This is a genomic window from Streptomyces avicenniae, assembly GCF_000719135.1.
Lineage (GTDB): Bacteria > Actinomycetota > Actinomycetes > Streptomycetales > Streptomycetaceae > Streptomyces > Streptomyces avicenniae.
Genome location: NZ_JOEK01000002.1, coordinates 426,776 through 446,831 on the forward strand (window position 1 = coordinate 426,776; position 20,056 = coordinate 446,831).

A 20,056-nucleotide genomic window follows, 5' to 3' on the forward strand; every position below is an offset into this window, starting at 1 on the left:
ACGCCGCGCCCGGTGGAGGCCACCGGGCGCGGCGCCCGAAGCTGACGAGGAAGATTCTGAAACTTCAAGTGAAGTTGATGTCAACCGGGCGCCGCGCGGGTGCCGCACGATCCGTCAGATGCCGCAGCTGGGCGCGGACCAGAAGCGGGTCGAGCGGTTCGCCAGGTGGGCGTGGTCGTTGTGGTCGGGGTAGCCGGGGCCGAGGATCTCGTTGAACCCGTGGTAGCGGGCCCGCTGGACGATCTGGCAGAACGTCGGCGAGCCGGTGAGGTCGATCGCGTCGCCGTAGAGGTGGCGGCTGGTGGCCGAGCCGCCCGCCGCGCTGTTGCAGGAGCTGGAGCGGAAGCCGCTGCTCGTGTTGATCGGCCGGTCGCCGAGGGCGTGGCGCAGCGCCTCCAGCTTCCACATGTTCACCAGGGCGTTGGCGCGGGCCTGGGCCGCGCTGACGGCGCCGCCCGACCACGTGCTGTTGCAGCGGTTCAGTTCGGCGTAGGTGAAGTGGACCGGGGTGCAGTCGTTGTCCTGGAGCTCGTAGATCTTGTTGAACGTCTGCTGTCCGGCGACGCCGTCGGCGGAGAGGCCGTACGCCTGCTGGAACCGGGTCACGGCGGCGGCGGTGGCGGGGCCGTAGGAGCCGTCGAGCGCGAGGACGGCGCCGTAGGCCGGGTAGCCGGAGACGCGGATCTGGAGCTGGCGGACGTCCTCGCCGGTGGCGCCCTGGGAGAGACTGCGGCCCCAGGTGTAGCAGCCGTCGGCGCGGGCCGTCCCCGCCATGGCGACGTTTCCGGCCACCGCGAGTGATGTGAGCATGACAATACTGAGGAGACAGCGGACCACTCGTCTGTACATTTCGCCTCCTGGTCGGGAGCGGGCACGGGGGTGGTGAACCGTACGTCCCGAGCCTGGCCCATGGAGTCAACGCGCGTCAACCGGGCGGTGGTTGCGGGCGGGGCGGCCGGGTGGGGGTGTCCGGCCGCCGTCGCGGCGTGGGGTGGGTGTCAGTCGTTGGGGACGGTGGCGTACCGGGGGGTGCCTTCGTCCATCATCTTGAGGGCGCGCTTGCGGTCGCGCTTGGAGAGCCGGTCGATGTAGAGGCGGCCGTGGAGGTGGTCGGTCTCGTGCTGGAGGCAGCGGGCGAAGTAGCCGCTGCCGCGGACGGCGATGGGCTTGCCTGAGGCGTCCTGGCCGCGGACGACGGCCTCGTCGGGGCGGGGCAGTTCGGCGTAGGCGGTGGGGACGGACAGGCAGCCCTCGTCGCTGTCGTCGAGGACGCGCCGGGTGGCGGGCAGTTCGTCGAGGACGGGGTTGCAGACGACGCCGACGTGCCGTACGCCCTTGTCGTCGGCGCAGTCGTAGACGAAGACCTTGAGATCGACGCCGATCTGGTTGGCGGCGAGGCCGACGCCTTCTGCGGCGCGCTGGCTGGCGAACATGTCGTCGATCAGGGCGGCCAGTTCGTCGCCGAACTCGGTGACCTCCCGGCATTCGCGGTGCAGCATGGGGTGTCCGACGACGGTGATGGGACGTGCGGTGCCGCGTTCGCGGTGGGCGCGTTCGCGCTCCTCGCAGTCCTGGGTGTCGTCGGCGAACTCGTCGCCGGTCGGCTCATCGGTGTCGTGCTGCGCCATCGTCTCCGCCGTCTGTTCTTCCGTGTCGGGGTCGGCCGCCCGGGGGGCCGTTCATCCGTACAGCTTACGGCGCGTGGCGGGTGCGGCGGCCGGGTGCGGGGGCGAGGCGGTGGGGGTCAGCAGACCTCTTCGAGGTCGCGCCAGTCCCTGGTGTCGGGGCTGTCGGCGACCCAGCCGTCGAGGAGGCCGCGGACGAGGGCGCTGGGGGCGGCGATGCCGCATTCACGTTCGGGTGACCACAGGGTGCCGGTGCCGGTGTGGCCGAGGGGTCCCGGGTGTCCCGGGACGCTGTGGTCGTGGGGGTCGTGCTGGGCCATGCCGTCGCCCTGTTCGCTGGGCATGCGGCTCTCGGAGCAGGAGCGGCAGAGCAGGCGGACGGAGGAGGACCAGTCCTCGGCGGCGTAGCCGGCGTCGGCGGCGAGGCGTTCGAGGGCGTCGCGGTCGGTCTCGGTGGCGGCTTCGATGAGGACGACCCAGGTGGGCACGGCGGAGGGGGCCCACAGCTCGATCTCGTCGAAGACGGGGTAGACGGACGTGCCGCCGGTGATGCCGGTCATGGTGCGTTCGCCGCGGGGGACGCCGTCGTGGAGGACGACCTCGCCCCAGCGGCGTCCCGAGGAGGGCAGCGGGATGTTGAGCAGTTCGATGCGGGCGGGGTCGAGGCGGCGGCCCCAGACGACCTCGGCCTCGCCTTCGGGGGAGAGGCGGACGGCGGCGCCGCCGAGGTCCATGCCGAGGGGTTCGCCGGTGGCGGACGCCTCGCCGGGGACGGCGAGCCCGTAGGCCTGCCAGGCGCGGCGGGCCAGGGGCCAGTCCTGGAGGGCGGTGGCGGCGATGCCGACGTTCCACCAGTCGGGGGCGCCGCCGTCCTTCTCCAGGAGGGCCACGGCGCGGAGTCCGGCGGATCTGGCCTGTTCCCAGTCGTGGCGGAACTTGTGGAGGAGGGCGAGGTTGAACCAGGACTCGGACAGCCAGGGCTCCAGGTCGGCGGCGCGGGTGAGCAGCGCGTCGGCGTCCTCGTAGCGGCCGTCGTCGATGAGGGTGAAAGCGCGGTCGGTGGCGAGCCGCCAGTCCGTGGACGGCCGCTGCCTGACCCTGCCGAAGATCCTCACGGTGTCCTGCCTGATTCCCGTCTCGTGGCGTGCACTTCACACATCTCCTGTCCTGACCCGATGGCATCCAACCATGGGCGGACGGGCTCCTGCTCACAGCATGGGTCAGCCGGAGGGCGCGCGCGAGACGGCGGGGGCGTGGCGGTGGGGCATACGGACGCCCGGCGTGCGACGGTGGCGCGCCGGGCGGGAGGGGGACGGGGCGGGGCCGTTCGGGTGACGGCGGGATGGTCGCCGGGTCAGGAGGCGGGGCGGCCTGTGGTGTCGGGCTGCGGGGCGGGGGCGGGGTCGCCGGTGCGCAGGACGTCGATGCGGTCGAGGATCTTGGCGCGGAGGTCGGCGGGGACCTCGTCCTGGCCGCAGCAGCGTTTGACGAGCTTCTTGACCGACTGTTCGAGGCCGTAGGTCTCCAGGCAGGGGCCGCAGTCGTCGATGTGCTCGCGGAACTTGGCGCAGTCCCCGTCGGGCATCTCGTCGTCCAGGTACTCGTAGAGACGGCCGAGGACCTCGGAGCAGTCCGTGGGGTGGGACGACGGTTCGCCGGTCATGACCCTGCGCCTTTCTCCGCCCCGGCCGGGACAAGGCCGCGCTCGCGCGCGTAGTCGGCCAGCATGTCGCGCAGCTGGCGTCGGCCGCGGTGCAGCCGGGACATCACCGTGCCGATGGGGGTACCCATGATGTCGGCGATCTCCTTGTAGGCAAACCCCTCGACGTCGGCGAGATAGACGGCGATGCGGAATTCCTCGGGGATGGCCTGGAGGGCCTGTTTCACGTCGGAGTCCGGGAGGTGGTCGAGTGCCTGGGACTCGGCGGAGCGCAGTCCGGTGGACATGTGGGACTCGGCGCGGGCGAGCTGCCAGTCCTCGATCTCCTCGGCGGCGCTGCGCTGCGGCTCGCGCTGCTTCTTGCGGTAGGAGTTGATGAAGGTGTTGGTGAGGATGCGGTACATCCACGCCTTGAGGTTGGTGCCCTGGCGGAACTGGTGGAACGAGCCGTACGCCTTGGCGTAGGTCTCCTGCACCAGGTCCTCGGCGTCCGCGGGGTTGCGTGTCATGCGCAGTGCGGCGGAGTACATCTGGTCGAGGTAGCCGAGGGCGTCGCGTTCGAAGCGGGCGTTGCGTTCCGCCTCGGTCTCGTGCGTCGTGCCGTTCGCGTCGTCACGTGTGCCGTCGTCCGTGCCGGTGACGTGACCCACCTCCTCCGGGAACGTCGTGAGCCCCAGGGTGGGCTCGTCCGCTTCGGAGGATAGACGACGAAGGGGCAGGTCCGCCGGTCGGGAGGTCCGCCCGGCGGCCAGCCGCAGGGTCGCCCAGTCCACCTCGGCGGCGCGTGTCTGCGGTGTGCGCCCGGTGCGCTCGGGCCGGGCCGGGCAGGCGATGGAACCCATGGGGCGTGGTCTCCCTTTCTCACGGCTGTCGGGGGTGTCAACACGCGAGGGGCGTGTGACATTCCCGGCGCCGGAGCGGGAGGGGGTGGGGGGCAGTGGGGGTCAGAAGAGGGTTTCGGCCTCGGGGGCGGTGAGGCGGCGCAGGAGGTCGGGGCCGTTGTTCCTGACGTTGCTGACGTCGCCGGGGACGGGGAAGGCGACGAAGCGGCCTGTCGGGAGGCCGGTGAGAAGGGGGCGTACGGCTTCCGGGTCGGTGCGTGCGGGGTCGAGCCAGGAGTCCCAGCGGTCGCGGGGCAGGACGACGGGCATCCGGGGGTGGATGTCGGCGAGGGTCCTGGGGCCGTTGTCGCCCGCGGGCTCGGGCAGCGGTTCGCCGTCGGCCTCGGTGGTGACGACCGTGCAGGTGGCCCACCAGGCCGACGGGTGGTCGTCGGGCAGCGTCCGGTCGCGCCAGAACTCGTAGAGCCCGGCGAACGCCATGACGGATCCGTCCAGGGGGGTGACGAAGTAGGGCTGCTTGCGGGGGCGCTTCCGCTTGCCCTTCTCCTCCTGGGCGCGCTCGGCGTCACCGGTGATCCACTCGTAGTAGCCGTCGGCGGGTATGAGGCAGCGGCGGGCGGCGAAGGGGCGGCGGTAGGACGTCTTCTCGTGGACGGTCTCCGCGCGGGCGTTGATCATGCGGGCGGCGCCCTCGGGCGACTTGGCCCAGGAGGGGACCAGGCCCCAGCGCAGGGCGCGGAGCTGCCGTACGGGCTCGGGGCCCTCGCCGCGCACGGGGCGTTCGAGCACGGCGTGGACCTCTTTGGTGGGTGCCACGTTCCAGTCGGCGGGGAGGGGGTTCTCCGGGTCCCAGAGCGTGACGTCGAAGAGCCCTGCGAGGTCTTCGGGCCTTCTGCTCGCCGCATACCGTCCACACATACGACCCAGGGTAGTCGTGCGCACCGACAGCCTCGTCCGCCTCGGGGGTGGCGGGGGGTGGCGGTCCTGTCGAGCTCGCGGAGGGGCGGCGCTATGGTGTTCGCCACCCCACGCCGGTCCACCCAGAAGACGGGATCCCATGGACTACTGCTCGACTTGTCGCAGGCATCTGAACGGCGCGTTGATCTGCCCGGGTTGCGGGGAGTTGACGGAGCGGGGGCGTGGTGGCGCGGACGGCGGCGGGGGGCCGGGGGCGGCGGCCGTCCGGGACGTGACGACGTCGGTGGGGGCGGCGGACGGCGGCCCCGAGGGGGAGGACGGTGCGCGCGCGTCCCGGCGGGGGCGGTCGGCGCACGCGGCGCGGCCCCGCACGCGGCGCCGGTACGCGGTGGCGACGGTGCTGGGCCTGGTGGTGCTGGGTGTGGCGGTGGCCGAGGTGGGTGACGTGGGGCTGCCGCCGGTGCTTTCGACGTCGGACGGGGGTGGTGAGCCGGAGGCGGCGGCGTCGCCCTCGCCGTCGCGGGAGGCCGTGCCGGAGGACGGGGGGACGGCGTCGGAGGATCCGGGGGTGCCGCCCGTGCCGGAGCCGGGGGCGGACGGGACGCCGGGGGGCGGGGAGAGCGTGGCGGAGGACGGCGGGGAGGAGCCGGACGGGGACGGGGCGACGGTCGTGGAGCCCTCGGAGTCCGGCGCGCCGGAGGACGAGGGGGCGACGCCGGAGCCGCCGCCCGTGTCCGAGCCGTCCGCGCCGGGTGAGCCGAGCAGTGAGGAGCCGGTGCCTCCGTCTCCTGGGACGGAGGACCCTGACCCGTCGCCGACGACGCCTGCTCCGCCGCCGCCGGGGACGCCGTCCCCCGACCCGCCGACGCCCACGGACGACGGGGGTGGCGGGGGTGGGGGCGGGGATGACGACGACTGCTGGTGGTTCTGGTGCTGAGGGTGTTCAGTCCTCGCGCAGGGAGCCCTGGTCGAATCCCTTGACGACCTGTCCCCAGTAGCCGGGGTAGATGTTGCCTTCGAGGTCGGCGACGGCGTTGGCGATGTCGGTCTCGTTGATGCCGTTGGGCTTGGGCAGGGGGTAGTCGCCCGCGGTCTCGCCGCGTGCCGGGTTGGCGTAGTCGGCGGCCTGGGCGGCGTAGGCGACGATGGTGCGGACGGGCTGGTCGCCGCGTTCGATGGAGTTCCACTGGGCCTCGCTGGCGCCGCCGTCGCCGGGGTCGGGCAGGGCGTAGCGCAGGCCCTCGATGAGGCCGTAGGCGCCGACGCTGACACCGGCTCCGGCGCGTGCCGACAGTTCGGCGAGGCCGCCTGCGACCCAGGCGGCGGTGCTGATGGTGTTCATGAAGGTGATGCGCTGTTTCCCGGCGAGTCCTGACGACGGGTTCTCGCGGGTGGCGAAGTCCTCGAAGCCCGCGACGCGGCCGACGGCCTGGAGGGCGGACGGGGCGTGGCTGTCGTCGCGGAAGGCGGCGTGGGCCGTGGTGGTCTGCCAGGTGGAGACGCCTTGCTCGAACTCCGCGCGGACGGCGTCGTCGGCGTGGTGCATGAGGGAGAAGAGGCCGTGCTGCTGGTCGCGGCTCAGCTCGAAGGCGTGGCGGTACTCCTCGCCGAAGAGGTTGGAGTAGAGGGTGTCGCCCCCGGCGGGGGCGGTGTGGAATCCGGAGTCGCCTTCGCCGGAGAGCTGGGACACGAGGTTCATGTAGCGCAGCATGGTGTCGCCGACGGCGCGTTCGAGGGGGGCGTGGTCGAGGGGCGCGTACATGGCGATGGTGGCGTTGCGGTCGCCGTGGATCTCGTCGGTGTGGTCGCCCGCGTAGGAGAGGACGTTGTAGGCGGCTTCGACGTAGGGTCCGGCGGCGGCGTCCTTGTGGTCGATGCCGTCGGGGAGGGTGGTGCCGCTCTCGACGAGGGCGGCGGCGCCGCTGCTGTCCTCCCAGTGGAGGCTGAGGAGGCTGTCGCGGAAGTTCTCGTCGGTGAGGAGTGCGGCGCTGGCCTCGCTGTTCAGCGCGGCGGCGGCGAGCAGCCCTGTGCTGCCCTTGTTGGCGAGGTCCTCGTAGCCGCCGTCCATGTACTGGTACTGGGTCATGGTCTGGGCCGTGACGGCGGTCTCGGCGAGGATGCGGGCGAACGCGTCGCCCGGGGGCGTGTCGGCGGTGGCCATGAGGGTGCCGAAGCCGTTGAAGGCTTCCAGGGTGTCGCGGTAGGAGTCGTCCGGGGGGTTGATCTGGGTGAGGAGGCCCGGGGTGAGGCCCTTGGTCAGTGAGGTGTCGCCGAGGCCGACCAGGTAGGGGCGAAGGGCTGCGGGGACGGCGGAGAGCTGGTCGGCGTCGGTGGGGTCGATGCCGCCGAGTTCCGGGTCGAGGAGGAGCATGACGCTGTTGGCGACGCGCTGGGCGGCGGCGAACTGGATGCCGGCCGTGCCCGGGTCGAGGCCCTCGGTCCGTTCGGTGAGCGCGCCGAGGGCGGCCAGGTCGGCGGCGTCCAGGGCGCCGAGGAAGGTGGCGAGGTAGGCGCGGGTGACCGGTGTGAGGCGTGCGGGGGGTGTGCCGGGAGCGTCGAGCGGGTCGCCGAGGATGGCGGACAGGCCCTCGGTGAGGGCGAGGAGCCGGTCGGGGTCCGGAGGTCTGCGGTCCAGTTCCTCCGCGAACTGCTCGGCGAGGTACCGCGCCATCTCGTCGGTGGTCCACAGGGGCAGGGGGCCGTCGGCGATGTCGTAGCCGAGGGTGGCCAGTTCGCTCGCGTAGTCGGTGAGGCGGCGGCGGTAGGTCTCGATCGCGTCGTCGATGGCCCCGGCCGTCTCGTCCGCCGCCTCGGTGGCGGTCCTGAGGTGTTTGGCGCGGATGCGGCCCGCGGCGCCTTCTGCCGGTTCGTCGAGGCCGGGCCACAGGTCGCCACCGCCCGGGGGCGGGAGGAGGCCGTCCTCGGTGCGGAGGGGCGGCAGGAGGGGGGAGGTGGCGGGGGGCCGGGCCTGCCATGCGGCCCATTCCTGGCGTGCGGCCTCCAGGGCGTCCTGGTACTGCTGCTCCAGGCCGCCGGTGCCGTGGACGAGGTCGTCCACCTCTTGTTCGGCGTACAGGGCGTCCTCGACGGCGCGGGCGAGGTAGTGGGCTGCGGTGTCGGCGTCCTCGCCGTCGTTGCCGAGGGCGCGGGTGGTGTCGGTGGTCCGCTGCTCCGGGTCGGCCAGGGGCGTCCCGTCCACGGTGCCTGCGGCGGCTGCGGTGCGGCTGGCCGTGCGGGCGAGGTCCCCGGCTCGGTGGCTCTCCTGGGCGGCGCGGGTCCACAGGGTCCCGGTCGCGGCGATGTCCTCGGGGGCGATCTCGGCGGTGAACGCGTCCTGGCGGGTCCAGGGCGCGCCGCCCGCCGCCTTTTCGACTTCGCCGCGGGTGAAATGGACGTCGGGCATCACGGAACTCCAGGAATGCGGCGTGAATGCGGAAAGCGGGGACGGCACGGGGCGCGGAGAGGGCTTACGGACGAGCGATCAGAAAGGGAGCGGGCGACAGGCCCGACAGAAAGGGAATCGCTCAGAAATCCGCATGCCGTCCACTCTAACGAAGTGCGAAGTCCCTTCGTGTGCAGGTGCGATGACGTGCCACGCGGCGCAATGTCCCGGCAATGCCGCGTTCGCGTTCCGGGCGCGAAGCGCGTGTGGCGGCGCGGCGTCATTCCCATGTGAAGGATTGATGAATTCCATGCTGCGCGCCACGCCGCGAGGCCGGGGACGCGGATCGGGATCTCCCGACAACGGCGGGACGGAGGCCCTCCCGCCCCCGCGCCCGGCGGCGGCCCCACCACGCGACGCCCCGCCGCGAGCGTCATCCGATCGAGCGAGTTGACTACTCTCCGTAATCATGACTACGCTTCGTGCATGCCTGAGAACGTGAACCTTCTCCCCCGCCCCGTCCCCCCTCTCCTCCCCCGCCTCCTTCCTCTCCCGTCCGCCTCCTCGCCCGGCGCGCCGCGTCAGCCGTGGGAGGCCCGGCGCGGTCCCCGCGGCGGGATGCCTTGCCTTGGCGGCGGCACTGCGCCGTCCTGCGGCGGGTGTGCGGCGGGGTCACCGGTCACCGCCCGGGGTCCGGGGTGGGCGGTGCCGGAGGCGGGGCCGGGGCCCGGGGCGGTCATACGAAGATCTCGACGGCGGTCCAGATGGCCAGGGCGAGCATGCAGAGGCCGCCGACGCGCTGGACCGTCTTGAGGGGTACGCGCTTCGCGATGAACTGTCCGGCGAGGAGGGCCAGCGCGGACACGCTCATGAGGGCGGCGGCGGAGCCGATGGCGGTGGGCAGTGCGCCGTTGGTCGCGGCGAGGTTGGCGGTGGTGATCTGGGTGAGGTCGCCCCATTCGCTGATGAACACGGCCATGAAGGCGGTGGACCAGACGGGCCAGAAGCCGGTCACCGTGCGTCCGGCGGCCTCGTCCTCGTCGTCGTCTCCTCCGCCGCGCAGGAGGAGGAAGGCGCCGAGGGCGAACAGGAGGGCGGAGACGAGTTTCACGGACCAGTCGGGCAGGAGGCCGAGCAGGCCGCCCGCGGCGACGGCGACGGTGACGTGCACGAGGAACGCGGAGGAGGTGCCGAACCAGACGTAGAGCGGGCGCATGCGGGTGCCCATGGCGAGAGAGGCGAACATCGTCTTGTCCGGGAGTTCGGCCAGGAAGATCAGTCCGAAGGCCGTGACGATCGCGACGGGGTCGAGTGACATGCGGGTGGGGCTTTCCGGTGAGGGCCGGACCGGCGGCATCGCACACATCGCCCGGGGGCGGGGAGGACCACTCGGCCCGGCACGATGGGTCGCCGTTTCCCGGTGGGGAGACGGGCGCGTCATGCCGAAGCCGAAGGTCTCGTCCACCGCCGCGTGAACGCGGCGGCCCGGCGGCCGGGTCCCCGGAGGGACCGGTATGTCGAACGCCGGCGAGGTGGGACTACTCCCCTTCGCTGCCGCTCAGAGTACCCGCCGTGGATGCGCGGGGGGAAGGGCGGCCTCGCGCGGGCGGCTCGGCGCGGGCGCCCTGGCGGCTTGGCAGCGGTGGCGGTGGCGGTGGCGGTGGCGGTGGCGGTGGCGGGACGACGCCACACGGACGGCGGGAGGGGGCGGGGTGAGGGGAGGGGGACGGGCCCGGTTTTCTTCGCGGGTGTGCTGTCCGGTGGAGCGGGGGGTGAGGTGGTTCTGTAGCGGGGGGGGCCGGGTTCGGTCGCGGGTCGGGGAGCCGCCCGGGCGGGCGGCCTTGTTCCGTGCGCTGTTGGGAGCGCTTCCAGGTCGGCCGGGGCGTGGAACATGCCTGCGCGCCGGGGGCGGCAGGCGCGAGGGAGCGGCCCCCGCGCGGGGCCACGGATCGACGGGGCCGTGCGCGGGGGCGGCGAGGAGTGCCGGACGAGACGTGGTGCGGCGCCGGGGTACGCGCCGGAGCGCCGGGAGGCGCGGTCCGGGGTGTGCGGGTCAGGACGAGGCGCGGCGTACCAGTTCCGTGGGCAGGACGAGGCGCGGGCCTTCGGCCTCGCGGTCGTCGATCTGCCGGAGGAGCGCCCGCGTCATGGTCCGGCCCATGCCCTCGATCGGCTGGCGGACGCTGGTCAGCGCCGGGTCCATGTGGCGGGCGAGGGACGAGTCGTCGAAGCCGACGAGCGCGACGTCGTCCGGCACCGTGCGGCCGAGTTCGCGCAGCGCGCGCCGGGCGCCGATGGCCATCGGGTCCGAGGCGCAGAAGACGCCGTCCAGCGCGGGCCGCCTGCGCAGGAGTTCCTTCATGGCGGCGTAACCGCTCTCCTCGGTGAAGTCGCCGAGGGCGAGGAGTTCGTCGTCGTGCGGCTTGCCCGCGACGCGCATCGCCTCCTGGTAGCCCTCCAGCCGGCAGCGTGCCGCGTACATGTCGGTGGGTCCGGTGATGGTGGCGACGGTGGTGCGGCCACGGCCGAGGAGGTGCTCGACGGCGAGCTGGGCTCCGCCCTGGTTGTCGCAGTCCACGTAGGGGACCGGTTCGCGGGCGGACCGGCGGCCGGTCATGACCACGGGCAGTCCCATGGCGGCGAGTTGGTCGGGCAGGGGGTCGTCGCCGTGGACGGAGACCAGCAGGACGCCGTCCACACGGTTCCCGGCCGCGTACTGGGCGAAGCGGGTGCGCTCGCGGGGCGCGCGGATCAGGGTCAGCAGAAGCTGGATGTCGGTGTCGGCCAGCTCGGCGCTGACGCCGCGGATGATGCCGGAGAAGAAGGGTTCGGCGAAGACGCGCGCCTCGACCTCGGGGACGACGAGCGCGATCGCGTTCGACCGGTTGGCGGCCAGCGCGCGGGCGGCCTGGTGCGGGACGTACCCGAGGTCCGCGATCGCCGCCTCCACGGCGGCGCGGGTGCGGTCGCTCACGCGCGGGGAGCCGTTGATCACCCGCGAGACGGTGCCGCGTCCCACGCCCGCCCGCGCCGCGACCTGTTCCAGGGTCGGCCTGCCGTCGCGGCCCACGCCGCGCCGTACCACTGCCATCGCTACCTCCCGTCCGCCGCGCCAGGCTCCCCCACTACATCACGGAACGGGAGACGTGGCGCCGGACGGCTTGACACCGGGGAGGCGCTCCGGGACTCTTCAACCCATCAGATTTGGGAGCGCTCCCACACCACTGTGACCCAACGGAACCCGCACGTTGCGGAACCCAGGACCTTTCCCCCCACGCCTCGTTACACCCGCTGGGAAGGCAACGTCAGTGTCGCCAGGAGGACGAGCCGTCATGCGCAGTCAAGTCCGTTCCACCCACCGGTCCACGCGCCGGTCGTCCAGGGCCGTGGCCCTGGCCCTCACCGCCACCCTCACCACCGGCCTGCTGGGCGCCTGTTCGGGCGACGGCGCGGGGGGTGACGACGGCGCCGGCGGCGGGATCACCCTGCGGGTCGGCGTGTTCGGGCAGTTCGGTTTCGAGGAGGCCGGGCTGTACGACGCGTACGAGGACCTGCATCCCGGGATCACGATCGAGCAGGACTCGGTCACCGAGAACGGCGACTACATCGCCCAGCTCCGCACCCGTCTGGCCCAGAACAGCGGGCTGGCGGACATCCAGGCCATCGAGGTCGGCAACATCGCCGAGATGACGGGCGAACTGTCCGACGCCTGGGTGGACTTCGGCGAGTACGGCGATGTGGACACGAGCCACTTCGCGCCCTGGAAGATCGCCCAGGCCACCGACCCGGAGGGCCGGATCATCGGTCTGGGCACGGACATGGGCCCGACCGGCATCTGCTACCGGACGGACTACTTCGAGCAGGCCGGGCTGCCGACCGACCGTGCGGAGGTCGGCGCCCTGTTCGCGGGCGGCTGGGACGCGTACCTGGCGGCCGGGGCGGACTTCGCGGCCGAGGGCCCGGCGGACGTCGCCTACATGGATGCGGCCGGGGGCATGTTCAACGCGGTCGTCTCGGGTTTCGAGGAGCGCTACTACGACGACGCGGGCGAGATCGTCTACCAGGACAGCGAGGCGGTGGCCACCGCGTGGGACCTGGCGGTCGAGGCGTCCGAGGCCGGACTGACCGACGGGCAGCAGCAGTTCACGGAGGAGTGGGACCGTGCCTTCGCCAACGGGGCGTTCGCGACCGTCGCGTCCTGCCCGGCGTGGATGCTCGGGTACATCCAGGAGAAGGCGGGTGAGGCGGGCCGGGGTCTGTGGGACGTCGCCGACTCCCCCACGCCGTCGAACTGGGGCGGCTCGTTCATCGGCGTCCCCGAGGCGGGCGAGCACCGCGAGGAGGCCGTCGCGCTGGCCGCCTGGCTGACGGCGCCCGAGCAGCAGGCCAGGCTGTTCACCGAACGGGGCAGCTACCCCAGTTCCACGACGGCGCAGCAGAGCCCCGAGGTGCTGGACGCCACGCACCCGTATTTCGGTGACGCCCCGATCGGGCGGATCTTCGGTGCCGCCGCCGAGCGGATCCCCTCCAGCCCCATCGGGCCGTACGAGCAGGTGATCCAGGAGGGGATCACGGACGGGCTGCTCCTGGTGGACCAGGGGGGCGAGTCTCCCGGTGACGCCTGGGACGAGGTCGTCAGCGGCCTGGACAACGCGCTCGCCGAGTGATCAGGGACGAGTGGAGATCCCCATGACGACGCATCACGCGAAGGCCGCCTCCCCCGCGTCGGCGGGGGGCGCGGCCCCGGGGCCGAGGGTTCCCCGCCAACGGTCCGCGTCCGGCGCCGCGGTGGAGGCGCGCCGCCTGGAGCGCCGGTCGCGCCGTTACCGGTGGGACGTGCGGTTCAGCCCGTACGCGTTCATCTCGCCGTTCTTCCTGTTCTTCGCGGCGTTCGGTCTCTTCCCGCTGCTGTACACGGGGTGGGCGTCGCTGCACCAGGTGTCGCTGAGCCACCCGAACGACATGGAGTGGGTGGGGCTCGGCAACTTCACGCGGTTGTGGAACGACGAGTTCTTCTGGGACGCGCTGCGGAACACGTTCACGATCGGTGTGCTCTCGACCGTTCCGCAGCTCGCGATGGCCCTGGGGCTGGCGCATCTGCTCAACTACCGGATGCGGGGCAGCATGCTGTTCCGTGTGGCGATGCTGGCGCCGTACGCGACGTCGGTGGCGGCGGCGGCGATGGTCTTCTCGATGCTGTACGGGCGGGACTACGGCGCGGTCAACTGGGCGCTCGGGCTGGTCGGCATCGACGCCGTCGATTGGCAGTCGGGGCAGTGGTCGTCCCAGTTCGCGGTGTCCAGCATCGTGATCTGGCGGTGGACGGGCTACAACACGCTGATCTATCTGGCCGCGATGCAGGCGGTCCCCGGTGATCTGTACGAGTCGGCGTCGCTGGACGGCGCGTCGCGGTGGCAGCAGTTCCGGCATGTGACGCTGCCCTCGCTGCGGCCGACGATCCTGTTCACCGTCGTGGTCTCGACGATCGGGGCGACGCAGTTGTTCGGTGAGCCGATGCTGTTCGGCGGCGGTGACGCGAACGGCGGGGCGGGCGGCCAGTTCCAGACGCTGGGTCTGTACCTGTACGAGATGGGCTGGTTCAACCGGCATCTGGGCCGGGCGTCGGCCATCGCCTGGACGATGTTCCTGCTGTTGATCGTGATCGGGCTCGTGTACTGGGCGCTCTCCCGTTGGGTGAGCCGCAGCGGCGGTGAGGAGGGGTGAGGGTGAGGACGATCGACAGCGTGAAGGCGGGGGCAGGTCCGGGCGTGGCGGTGGGTGCGCGCGGCGGCCGGAGGCGCGGGTGGCGGGGCGCGTCCGGAGCGGGGCGGCAGTTGCACGCCGGTTGGCCGACGTATCTGGTGCTGGGTGTCTTCACGGTCGGTTCGCTGTATCCGCTGGTGTGGCAGGTGTTCGCGGCGTCGCACACGACGGCGCGGCTGGCGGAGACGACGCCGCCGTTCTGGTTCGGCGACCGGCTCGTGGAGAATCTCGGGTCGGCGTGGGGCGACGCGAACATGAGCCGGGCCGTGGTGAACACGGTGTTCGTGGCGGGCACGGTGACGCTGTCCACGGTGGTGTTCGCCACCCTGGCAGGTTTCGCGTTCGCCAAGCTGCGCTTCCGGGCGAAGAACGTGCTGCTGACGGCGGTGATCGGGACGATGATGGTGCCGCCGCAGCTGACGGTGGTGCCGATGTTCATGGCGGTCGCGGAGCTGGGGTGGACCGATCATCTCCAGGCGGTGATCCTGCCGATGATGGTCAGCGCGTTCGGTGTGTTCTTCATGCGGCAGTACCTGGCGCAGGCGCTGCCGGGTGAGCTGGTCGAGGCGGCGCGTGTGGACGGCGCGAACAGTCTGCGGATCGTGTGGCATGTCGTGTTCCCGGCGGCGCGGCCCGCGATGGCGGTGCTGGGGATGCTGACGTTCGTGATGGCGTGGAACGAGTTCTTCTGGCCGATCATCGCGCTGACGCAGCAGAATCCGACGGTGCAGGTCGCGCTGACGAATCTGGGGCGGGGTTACGTGCAGGACCAGGGGGTGGTGATGGCGGGCGCGCTGATCGCGACGCTGCCGCTGCTCCTGGTCTTCGTCGTGTTCGGCAGGCAGATCGTCGGCGGGATCATGAACGGGGCGTTGAAGGGCTGAGGGGCCCGCCACGCACCGTTCGCTAGGCTGGTCACGAGCAAGATTGGGAGCGCTTCCATGCCTGAAGAACAGCCTCGTGCCTTCCCCGCCGATTTCCTGTGGGGATCGGCCACCGCCGCCTATCAGATCGAGGGGGCCGCCGCCGAGGGCGGCCGTACCCCGTCGATCTGGGACACCTTCAGCCGCACGCCCGGCAAGGTGTTCGAGGGGCATACCGGTGACGTCGCCTGTGACCACTATCACCGGTGGCGTGACGACCTCGACCTGATGGCGGAACTGGGCCTGGCCGCCTACCGGTTCTCGGTGTCCTGGACCCGCGTCCAGCCCACCGGGCGTGGCCCTGCGGTGCAGCGGGGTCTGGACTTCTACCGGGAGCTGGCCGACGGCCTGCTCGAACGCGGCATCACGCCCGCCCTCACCCTCTACCACTGGGATCTTCCCCAGGAGTTGGAGGACGCGGGCGGCTGGCCGGTGCGGGAGACGGCGGAGCGGTTCGCGGAGTACGCGGGCCTGGTCGGGGAGGCACTGGGCGACCGGGTGCCGTTGTGGACGACGCTGAACGAGCCGTTCTGCAGCGCGTTCCTCGGGTACGGCTCGGGGGTGCACGCGCCGGGCCGGACCGAGCCCGAGTCCGTCCTGCGGGCGGCGCACCATCTGAACCTGGGGCATGGCCTGGCGGTCCGTACGCTCCGGTCGGTCCTTCCGGCGGACGCGCGGATCGGTGTCACGCTGAATCCGGGTGTCGTCCGGGCGAGGACGGACGCGGCGGAGGACCGGGACGCGGCGCGGCGTATCGACGCGCTCCAGACGCGGATCTTCACCGGCCCGTTGCTGCACGGTTCCTATCCGGCGGATCTGCGGGAGGACACGGCCGGGGTGAGCGACTGGTCGTTCGTGCGGGACGGGGACGAGGCGGTGATCCGTCAGCCGATCGACTTCCTCGGGGTGAACTACTACAACCCGGTGGAGGTGGCGGCGCCCGTTCCCGGTGCGGCGGGTCCGCGTGACGACGGGCACGGGTCGTCGGCGCATTCGCCGTGGGTCGGTTCCGAGGGGGTCGAGTTCACGCCGTTGCCGGGTGGGCGGACGGCCATGGGCTGGCCCATCGACGCGACCGGTCTGACGGACGTGCTGCTGCGGTTCTCGCGGGAGGTGCCGGATCTTCCGCTGTATGTGACGGAGAACGGCGCGGCGTTCGACGACACGGTGGACGCGCAGGGCGCGGTGCACGACCCGGAGCGGGTGGCGTATCTGCGGGGGCATCTGGGTGCCGTGTTGGACGCGGTGGAGCAGGGTGCCGATGTGCGGGGCTACTTCGTGTGGTCGCTGCTGGACAACTTCGAGTGGGCGTACGGGTACGGGAAGCGTTTCGGTGTGGTGCACGTCGATTTCGAGACGCTGCGGCGTACGCCGAAGTCGAGCGCGCGGTGGTATGCCGAGCTGGTCCGTTCCGGGGTGCTGCCGGGGTCGGGCTGAGGGGTCCGGCGGGGCGGTGGGGCCTCGGCCCCGGCCGCCCCGCGCGGCGTCCCTTCCGGTCGGGTCACGGCCGGGAGGGGTGGCGTCGGCCCACCGGCGTGGCGTCCGCCTCGTCCCCGTCATCCTTCGCGGGGCCGACCGCAGCACCGACCGCAGGGCCGACCACAGGGTCACGATCACCGTCCTCATCATGTCACTCACTGTGACATGCCCCACTGACAGTGACGCCCGTCAGGTGAACGCCCCGTCGGGTGGTGGAGGGGAGGCCGACGCGGTCGCGTCCGTGACGACCGGCGCCCCGCCCGTGAAGTCCCGCAGCTCGCGGCCCGCGAGGACCCGGGCCGTGAACGGGTCGGCGGCGCAGCGGCGCACGAGTTCGGCGAGGGGCAGTTCGCCGTCCGCGGCGAGGAGTACGCCGTTGCCGAAGCGTCGCCCGCGCAGGACCGCGGGTTCGGCCATGAGGCAGACGTGCGCGAACCGGTCGGCGAGGGTGGCGGCCTGCCGCCGCAGGTGGGCGAGCGGTGGTCCGTCGGTGACGTTGACGGCGTACCAGCCGCCGGGGGCGAGGACGCGGGCGGCCTCGGCGAGGAATTCGGCGGTGGTGCAGTGGGCCGGTGTCCTGGCGTCGCTGAAGACGTCGGTGAGGACGAGCCCGGCCCACGCGTCGGGCAGTTTCCGCAGCAGTTCGCGCGCGTCGGTGGGGCGGACCTTGACGCGGGCGGTGTCGGGGAGGGGCAGTTCCCTGCGGACGAGCGCGGTGAGGCGGGCGTCGGGTTCGGCGACCTGCTGGACGGAGCGGGGGCGCGTGACGGCGACGTAGCGGGCGAGGGTGAGGGCGCCGCCGCCGAGGTGGACGACGGTGAGGGGCTGTCCCGGGGGTGCGGCGAGGTCGGCGACGTGTCCGAGGCGCCGTTGGTACTCGAAGGCGAGGCGGGTGGGTGCGTCGAGGTCCACGTGGGACTGCGGGGCGCCGTCGAGGAGGAGTTCCCAGGCGTGGGGGCGGTCCGGGTCGGGGACGAGCTGGGCCAGGCCGCCGTCCACGGGTTCGCTGACGGTCTCCCGGCCGCCGGCGCGGCGTCCGCGTCTCATCGTGGGCTCCGGCTGGTCACCGGCACCGGCACCGGCACCGGTCGGCGGGGGGAGGCCGGTGCGTCGTACGGCGGTGTCGGCGTGGGTGTCGGGTTCGGGGTCGTCCGGGTCGTCACGTCCACCAGTGTGACGACCGGCGGGGCCGCCGCGCGGCGGCCCCTGCCTTCCGGCCCCGGCCCGGTCGCGGGGCCCGGTGGGTCACTGGCAGCGGTCAACGACGCGCAGCATGGTGACGGCCTCGCTCAGCGCGGCGCGCAGCCGGTGGGGTTCGGTGGCGTCGCGGACGGCGCCGTCGGGCGGGACCAGCCAGCCGCTGCCGGTCACCGGTGGTGTCCCGCTGCCGCGCCGTGCGGCGGTGTGGGTCTGGGTGCAGGCGCTGCCGGGCAGGTCCCAGCGCTCGGCCGTGCCCGGCGGCACGAGGAAGCCGAGGGTGTCGCCGTCCCTGTCGTGCAGGACGGGGCCGACGCCGTGCCGGATGCGCAGGATGTCGGCGGCCTCCAGTCCTTCCCTGGCAGGAACGGTGACCAGATCACAGGGCGGCGTGTCGCCGGTGTCCGCCATGGTGTGCCTCCTCCGGAGTTTCGGTCCGGTGTTCAACGCGCCACGTCGTCAACGGCTACGGGCGGATACCGCCGGAAAGGCTGGCAGTTCATGGCGGATCGTGGGCGTGTTGTGTGGATTCGCCGGGAAAGACAGGGTAGTGCGGCGTCGGGGGCCGATACGGTCCGCTGCATGGCGACGTCACCATACGCGTCCCGGACGAGCGGGCCCAACCGGGTGTTCCGGGAGCTGCGGGGGCCGCTGTCCCCCGGGGAGTTCGCCGCGAGAGTACGGCGCGCGGCGCGTGAGATCGGCGAGCGGGTCAGTTGTGACGCCCGGTACGTGGGGCGGGTGGAAGCGGGCGAGATCCGGTGCCCTAACTACGCCTACGAGCGGGTATTCCTTCATATGTTCCCCGGTCGTTCGCTGACCGATCTCGGATTCGAACCCCGGCACGCGGTGCGCGGACGCAGACCGGGCCCGCTTCCCCCCACCCCGTCGGTGTCGTCCGTCCCGGCAGCCGCGTGTCCGGCCGGTGCGCCCGGCCGTGTTCCCGGCGCCGCAGGTGCCGCCGGTCCCGCGGGCGACCGCATGGACGGTATCGACGGTATCGACGGCTTCACCGACTCGGAGGAGGGCGACGTGCTGCGTCGCGTGTTCATGACCGGCGGTCCCGCCGCCGTCGCGTCCCTGACCGCTCTGGGGACGCTTCCGGCCGCCGCCGCCACACCCACCGCGCGTCCGGGCCCGCGTGAGGTGGCCGCCTTGGCGGCGACCGTGCGGAACATCCGGCTGCTGGACGACCGGCACGGCGCGGACGCGCTGTACCGGCCCGCCGGTGAGGCGCTGCGGATCGCGTACCAGTTGCTCGACGCGGGGGCGCGGCGGGAGCGGGTGAGCGGTCGGCTCCACTCCGCGGCGGGGGAGCTGGCCGTCTCGGTGGGCTGGCTGGCCCACGACTCGGGGCGTACGGCGGACGCCCGTTCGCACTACGCGGAGGCGCTGGCGACGGCGCGGGTCGGCGGTGACGCGGCGCTGGAGGCGCACGCGTTCTGCAACGCGGCGTATCTGGCGCTGGACGCGGACCGTCCGCGGGAGGCGCTGCGGGCGGCGCAGGCGGGGCAGCAGGCGGCGCGGCGTCTGGCGTGGCCGCGGTTGCGTTCGCTGCTGGCGCTGCGGGAGGCGGGGGCGTGGGCGGCGCTGGGCGACCGGGCGGGGTGCGAGGAGGCGCTGGCGCGTGCCGGGGTGGAGTACGGGCGGGACGCGGCGGAGGTGGCGCCCGGGTGGATGACGTTCTTCGGCGAGGCGGAGGCGGCGAGTCTGGAGGCGGGCTGCTGGGGGGTGCTCGGGGAGTACGGGCGTGCGGTCGCCGGTGCGCGGCGGGCGGTCACGGCGGCGCTGCGTGAGCCGCATTTCGTGCGGAACATCGCGCTCTACTCGGCGGAGCTGGCCGGGCATCTGGCCGCCGGGGGGAGTCCCGAGGAGGCGGCGGCGCACGGGGGGCGGGCGTTGGACCTGCTGGCGCAGGTCAGGTCGGCGCGGATCGTGACGTTGCTGTCCTCGACGGCGGGGCGGTTGCGTCCGGCGCGGCACGACCGGGCGGTGTCGTCGTTCCTGGAACGGCACGCGGCGCTGCCCGCGGCGGCCTGACGGCGGGCGGCGCGCGGCGCGGAGGGGCGCGGCGGGGCGGGGTCACAGGTCGCGCGCGGGCGCATGCGCGTGTGTCGTGCGCCGCGACGCGCGGCACGGCGAGGTGATCATGGAGCGTGCGCGGGCGGCGCCCCGCGCGCCGTGGCCGGGAACGTGCGGTGTGCGGCCGTCTCCCGCGCCGCCCCGCATAGGCGGCGCGGCAGCGGGAAGTCGGTGTGGTCACCGGT

Annotated in this window: 17 protein-coding genes; 6 read left to right on the forward strand and 11 right to left on the reverse strand. The window is 72.9% G+C overall.

All coding sequences use genetic code 11. The features are described 5' to 3' along the window. Positions 1 to 114 precede the first annotated feature (114 nt). The 6 genes from IF27_RS05980 to IF27_RS06005 all read right to left on the reverse strand — a co-directional run bounded on the left by IF27_RS05980 (position 115) and on the right by IF27_RS06005 (position 5,045). Entirely contained in the window at positions 115 to 849 is a 735-nt protein-coding gene (locus tag IF27_RS05980; protein WP_110945582.1) for a D-Ala-D-Ala carboxypeptidase family metallohydrolase, read from the reverse strand. 149 nt (positions 850 to 998) lie between these two features. Beyond that, positions 999 to 1,628 carry a peptide deformylase gene (gene def / locus IF27_RS05985; protein ID WP_052848290.1) on the reverse strand — a complete coding sequence of 210 codons (630 nt, stop codon included), beginning with the start codon at positions 1,626 to 1,628 and terminating at the stop codon, positions 999 to 1,001. A gap of 116 nt (positions 1,629 to 1,744) precedes the next feature. After that, complete coding sequence (locus IF27_RS05990) at positions 1,745 to 2,740, reverse strand: tetratricopeptide repeat protein (protein WP_052848291.1); 996 nt, start codon at positions 2,738 to 2,740, stop codon at positions 1,745 to 1,747. Between the two features lie 239 nt (positions 2,741 to 2,979). Then, on the reverse strand, positions 2,980 to 3,288 hold the full coding sequence (gene rsrA, locus IF27_RS05995; RefSeq protein WP_052848292.1) for a mycothiol system anti-sigma-R factor: 309 nt from the start codon (positions 3,286 to 3,288) through the stop codon (positions 2,980 to 2,982). Further along, positions 3,285 to 3,935: a sigma-70 family RNA polymerase sigma factor gene (locus IF27_RS06000; protein WP_052848453.1), complete on the reverse strand. Its 651-nt coding sequence runs from the start codon at positions 3,933 to 3,935 to the stop codon at positions 3,285 to 3,287. Before IF27_RS06000 ends, rsrA begins: the two co-directional genes overlap by 4 nt. A gap of 294 nt (positions 3,936 to 4,229) precedes the next feature. Further along, positions 4,230 to 5,045: an SOS response-associated peptidase gene (locus tag IF27_RS06005; RefSeq protein WP_052848293.1), complete on the reverse strand. Its 816-nt coding sequence runs from the start codon at positions 5,043 to 5,045 to the stop codon at positions 4,230 to 4,232. A 139-nt stretch (positions 5,046 to 5,184) separates the two neighbouring features. Here IF27_RS06005 and IF27_RS06010 point away from each other — a divergent pair, with 139 nt between their 5' ends. Beyond that, on the forward strand, positions 5,185 to 5,982 hold the full coding sequence (locus IF27_RS06010) for an SCO2400 family protein (RefSeq protein ID WP_052848294.1): 798 nt from the start codon (positions 5,185 to 5,187) through the stop codon (positions 5,980 to 5,982). Between the two features lie 6 nt (positions 5,983 to 5,988). Here IF27_RS06010 and IF27_RS06015 read toward each other — a convergent pair whose 3' ends face one another. The 3 genes from IF27_RS06015 to IF27_RS06025 form a co-directional block, all read right to left on the reverse strand. Continuing rightward, positions 5,989 to 8,448 (reverse strand): hypothetical protein, encoded by a 2,460-nt coding sequence (locus tag IF27_RS06015; RefSeq protein ID WP_052848295.1) that lies wholly within the window; start codon positions 8,446 to 8,448, stop codon positions 5,989 to 5,991. Between the two features lie 715 nt (positions 8,449 to 9,163). Continuing rightward, positions 9,164 to 9,745, reverse strand: a complete 582-nt coding sequence (locus tag IF27_RS06020; protein WP_052848296.1) for a TMEM165/GDT1 family protein — start codon at positions 9,743 to 9,745, stop codon at positions 9,164 to 9,166. A gap of 735 nt (positions 9,746 to 10,480) precedes the next feature. Further along, positions 10,481 to 11,518 carry a LacI family DNA-binding transcriptional regulator gene (locus tag IF27_RS06025; RefSeq protein WP_052848297.1) on the reverse strand — a complete coding sequence of 346 codons (1,038 nt, stop codon included), beginning with the start codon at positions 11,516 to 11,518 and terminating at the stop codon, positions 10,481 to 10,483. 241 nt (positions 11,519 to 11,759) lie between these two features. On the opposite strand from IF27_RS06025, the gene IF27_RS06030 reads away from it, so the two are divergent. Genes IF27_RS06030 through IF27_RS06045 form a run of 4 tightly spaced genes read left to right on the forward strand, consistent with a single transcriptional unit; the run spans position 11,760 to position 16,550 of the window. Beyond that, positions 11,760 to 13,094: an ABC transporter substrate-binding protein gene (locus IF27_RS06030; protein ID WP_052848298.1), complete on the forward strand. Its 1,335-nt coding sequence runs from the start codon at positions 11,760 to 11,762 to the stop codon at positions 13,092 to 13,094. 22 nt (positions 13,095 to 13,116) lie between these two features. After that, positions 13,117 to 14,151, forward strand: a complete 1,035-nt coding sequence (locus IF27_RS06035; RefSeq protein WP_052848299.1) for a carbohydrate ABC transporter permease — start codon at positions 13,117 to 13,119, stop codon at positions 14,149 to 14,151. Between the two features lie 44 nt (positions 14,152 to 14,195). Beyond that, a complete protein-coding gene (locus IF27_RS06040; protein ID WP_052848454.1) occupies positions 14,196 to 15,074 on the forward strand; it encodes a carbohydrate ABC transporter permease in 879 nt (292 codons plus the stop codon). A 57-nt stretch (positions 15,075 to 15,131) separates the two neighbouring features. After that, complete coding sequence (locus IF27_RS06045) at positions 15,132 to 16,550, forward strand: GH1 family beta-glucosidase (RefSeq protein ID WP_052848300.1); 1,419 nt, start codon at positions 15,132 to 15,134, stop codon at positions 16,548 to 16,550. Positions 16,551 to 16,781: 231 nt separating this feature from the next. Here IF27_RS06045 and IF27_RS06050 read toward each other — a convergent pair whose 3' ends face one another. Together IF27_RS06050 and IF27_RS06055 are read right to left on the reverse strand one after the other, a co-directional pair. Further along, positions 16,782 to 17,639 (reverse strand): spermidine synthase, encoded by an 858-nt coding sequence (locus tag IF27_RS06050; RefSeq protein ID WP_052848301.1) that lies wholly within the window; start codon positions 17,637 to 17,639, stop codon positions 16,782 to 16,784. A gap of 198 nt (positions 17,640 to 17,837) precedes the next feature. Beyond that, positions 17,838 to 18,200, reverse strand: a complete 363-nt coding sequence (locus IF27_RS06055) for a hypothetical protein (protein WP_052848302.1) — start codon at positions 18,198 to 18,200, stop codon at positions 17,838 to 17,840. Positions 18,201 to 18,371: 171 nt separating this feature from the next. Here IF27_RS06055 and IF27_RS06060 point away from each other — a divergent pair, with 171 nt between their 5' ends. Continuing rightward, entirely contained in the window at positions 18,372 to 19,829 is a 1,458-nt protein-coding gene (locus IF27_RS06060; protein WP_052848303.1) for an NsdA family TPR-like regulatory protein, read from the forward strand. The last annotated feature ends 227 nt before the right edge of the window (positions 19,830 to 20,056 follow it).

Coding starts and splice junctions, on each gene's coding strand:
- IF27_RS05980 (WP_110945582.1), bottom strand. CDS start 849: ATGTACAGACGAGTGGTCCGCTGTCTCCTCAGTATTGTCATGCTCACA.
- def (WP_052848290.1), bottom strand. CDS start 1,628: ATGGCGCAGCACGACACCGATGAGCCGACCGGCGACGAGTTCGCCGAC.
- rsrA (WP_052848292.1), bottom strand. CDS start 3,288: ATGACCGGCGAACCGTCGTCCCACCCCACGGACTGCTCCGAGGTCCTC.
- IF27_RS06005 (WP_052848293.1), bottom strand. CDS start 5,045: ATGTGTGGACGGTATGCGGCGAGCAGAAGGCCCGAAGACCTCGCAGGG.
- IF27_RS06010 (WP_052848294.1), top strand. CDS start 5,185: ATGGACTACTGCTCGACTTGTCGCAGGCATCTGAACGGCGCGTTGATC.
- IF27_RS06015 (WP_052848295.1), bottom strand. CDS start 8,448: ATGCCCGACGTCCATTTCACCCGCGGCGAAGTCGAAAAGGCGGCGGGC.
- IF27_RS06020 (WP_052848296.1), bottom strand. CDS start 9,745: ATGTCACTCGACCCCGTCGCGATCGTCACGGCCTTCGGACTGATCTTC.
- IF27_RS06025 (WP_052848297.1), bottom strand. CDS start 11,518: ATGGCAGTGGTACGGCGCGGCGTGGGCCGCGACGGCAGGCCGACCCTG.
- IF27_RS06030 (WP_052848298.1), top strand. CDS start 11,760: ATGCGCAGTCAAGTCCGTTCCACCCACCGGTCCACGCGCCGGTCGTCC.
- IF27_RS06035 (WP_052848299.1), top strand. CDS start 13,117: ATGACGACGCATCACGCGAAGGCCGCCTCCCCCGCGTCGGCGGGGGGC.
- IF27_RS06045 (WP_052848300.1), top strand. CDS start 15,132: ATGCCTGAAGAACAGCCTCGTGCCTTCCCCGCCGATTTCCTGTGGGGA.
- IF27_RS06050 (WP_052848301.1), bottom strand. CDS start 17,639: ATGAGACGCGGACGCCGCGCCGGCGGCCGGGAGACCGTCAGCGAACCC.
- IF27_RS06055 (WP_052848302.1), bottom strand. CDS start 18,200: ATGGCGGACACCGGCGACACGCCGCCCTGTGATCTGGTCACCGTTCCT.
- IF27_RS06060 (WP_052848303.1), top strand. CDS start 18,372: ATGGCGACGTCACCATACGCGTCCCGGACGAGCGGGCCCAACCGGGTG.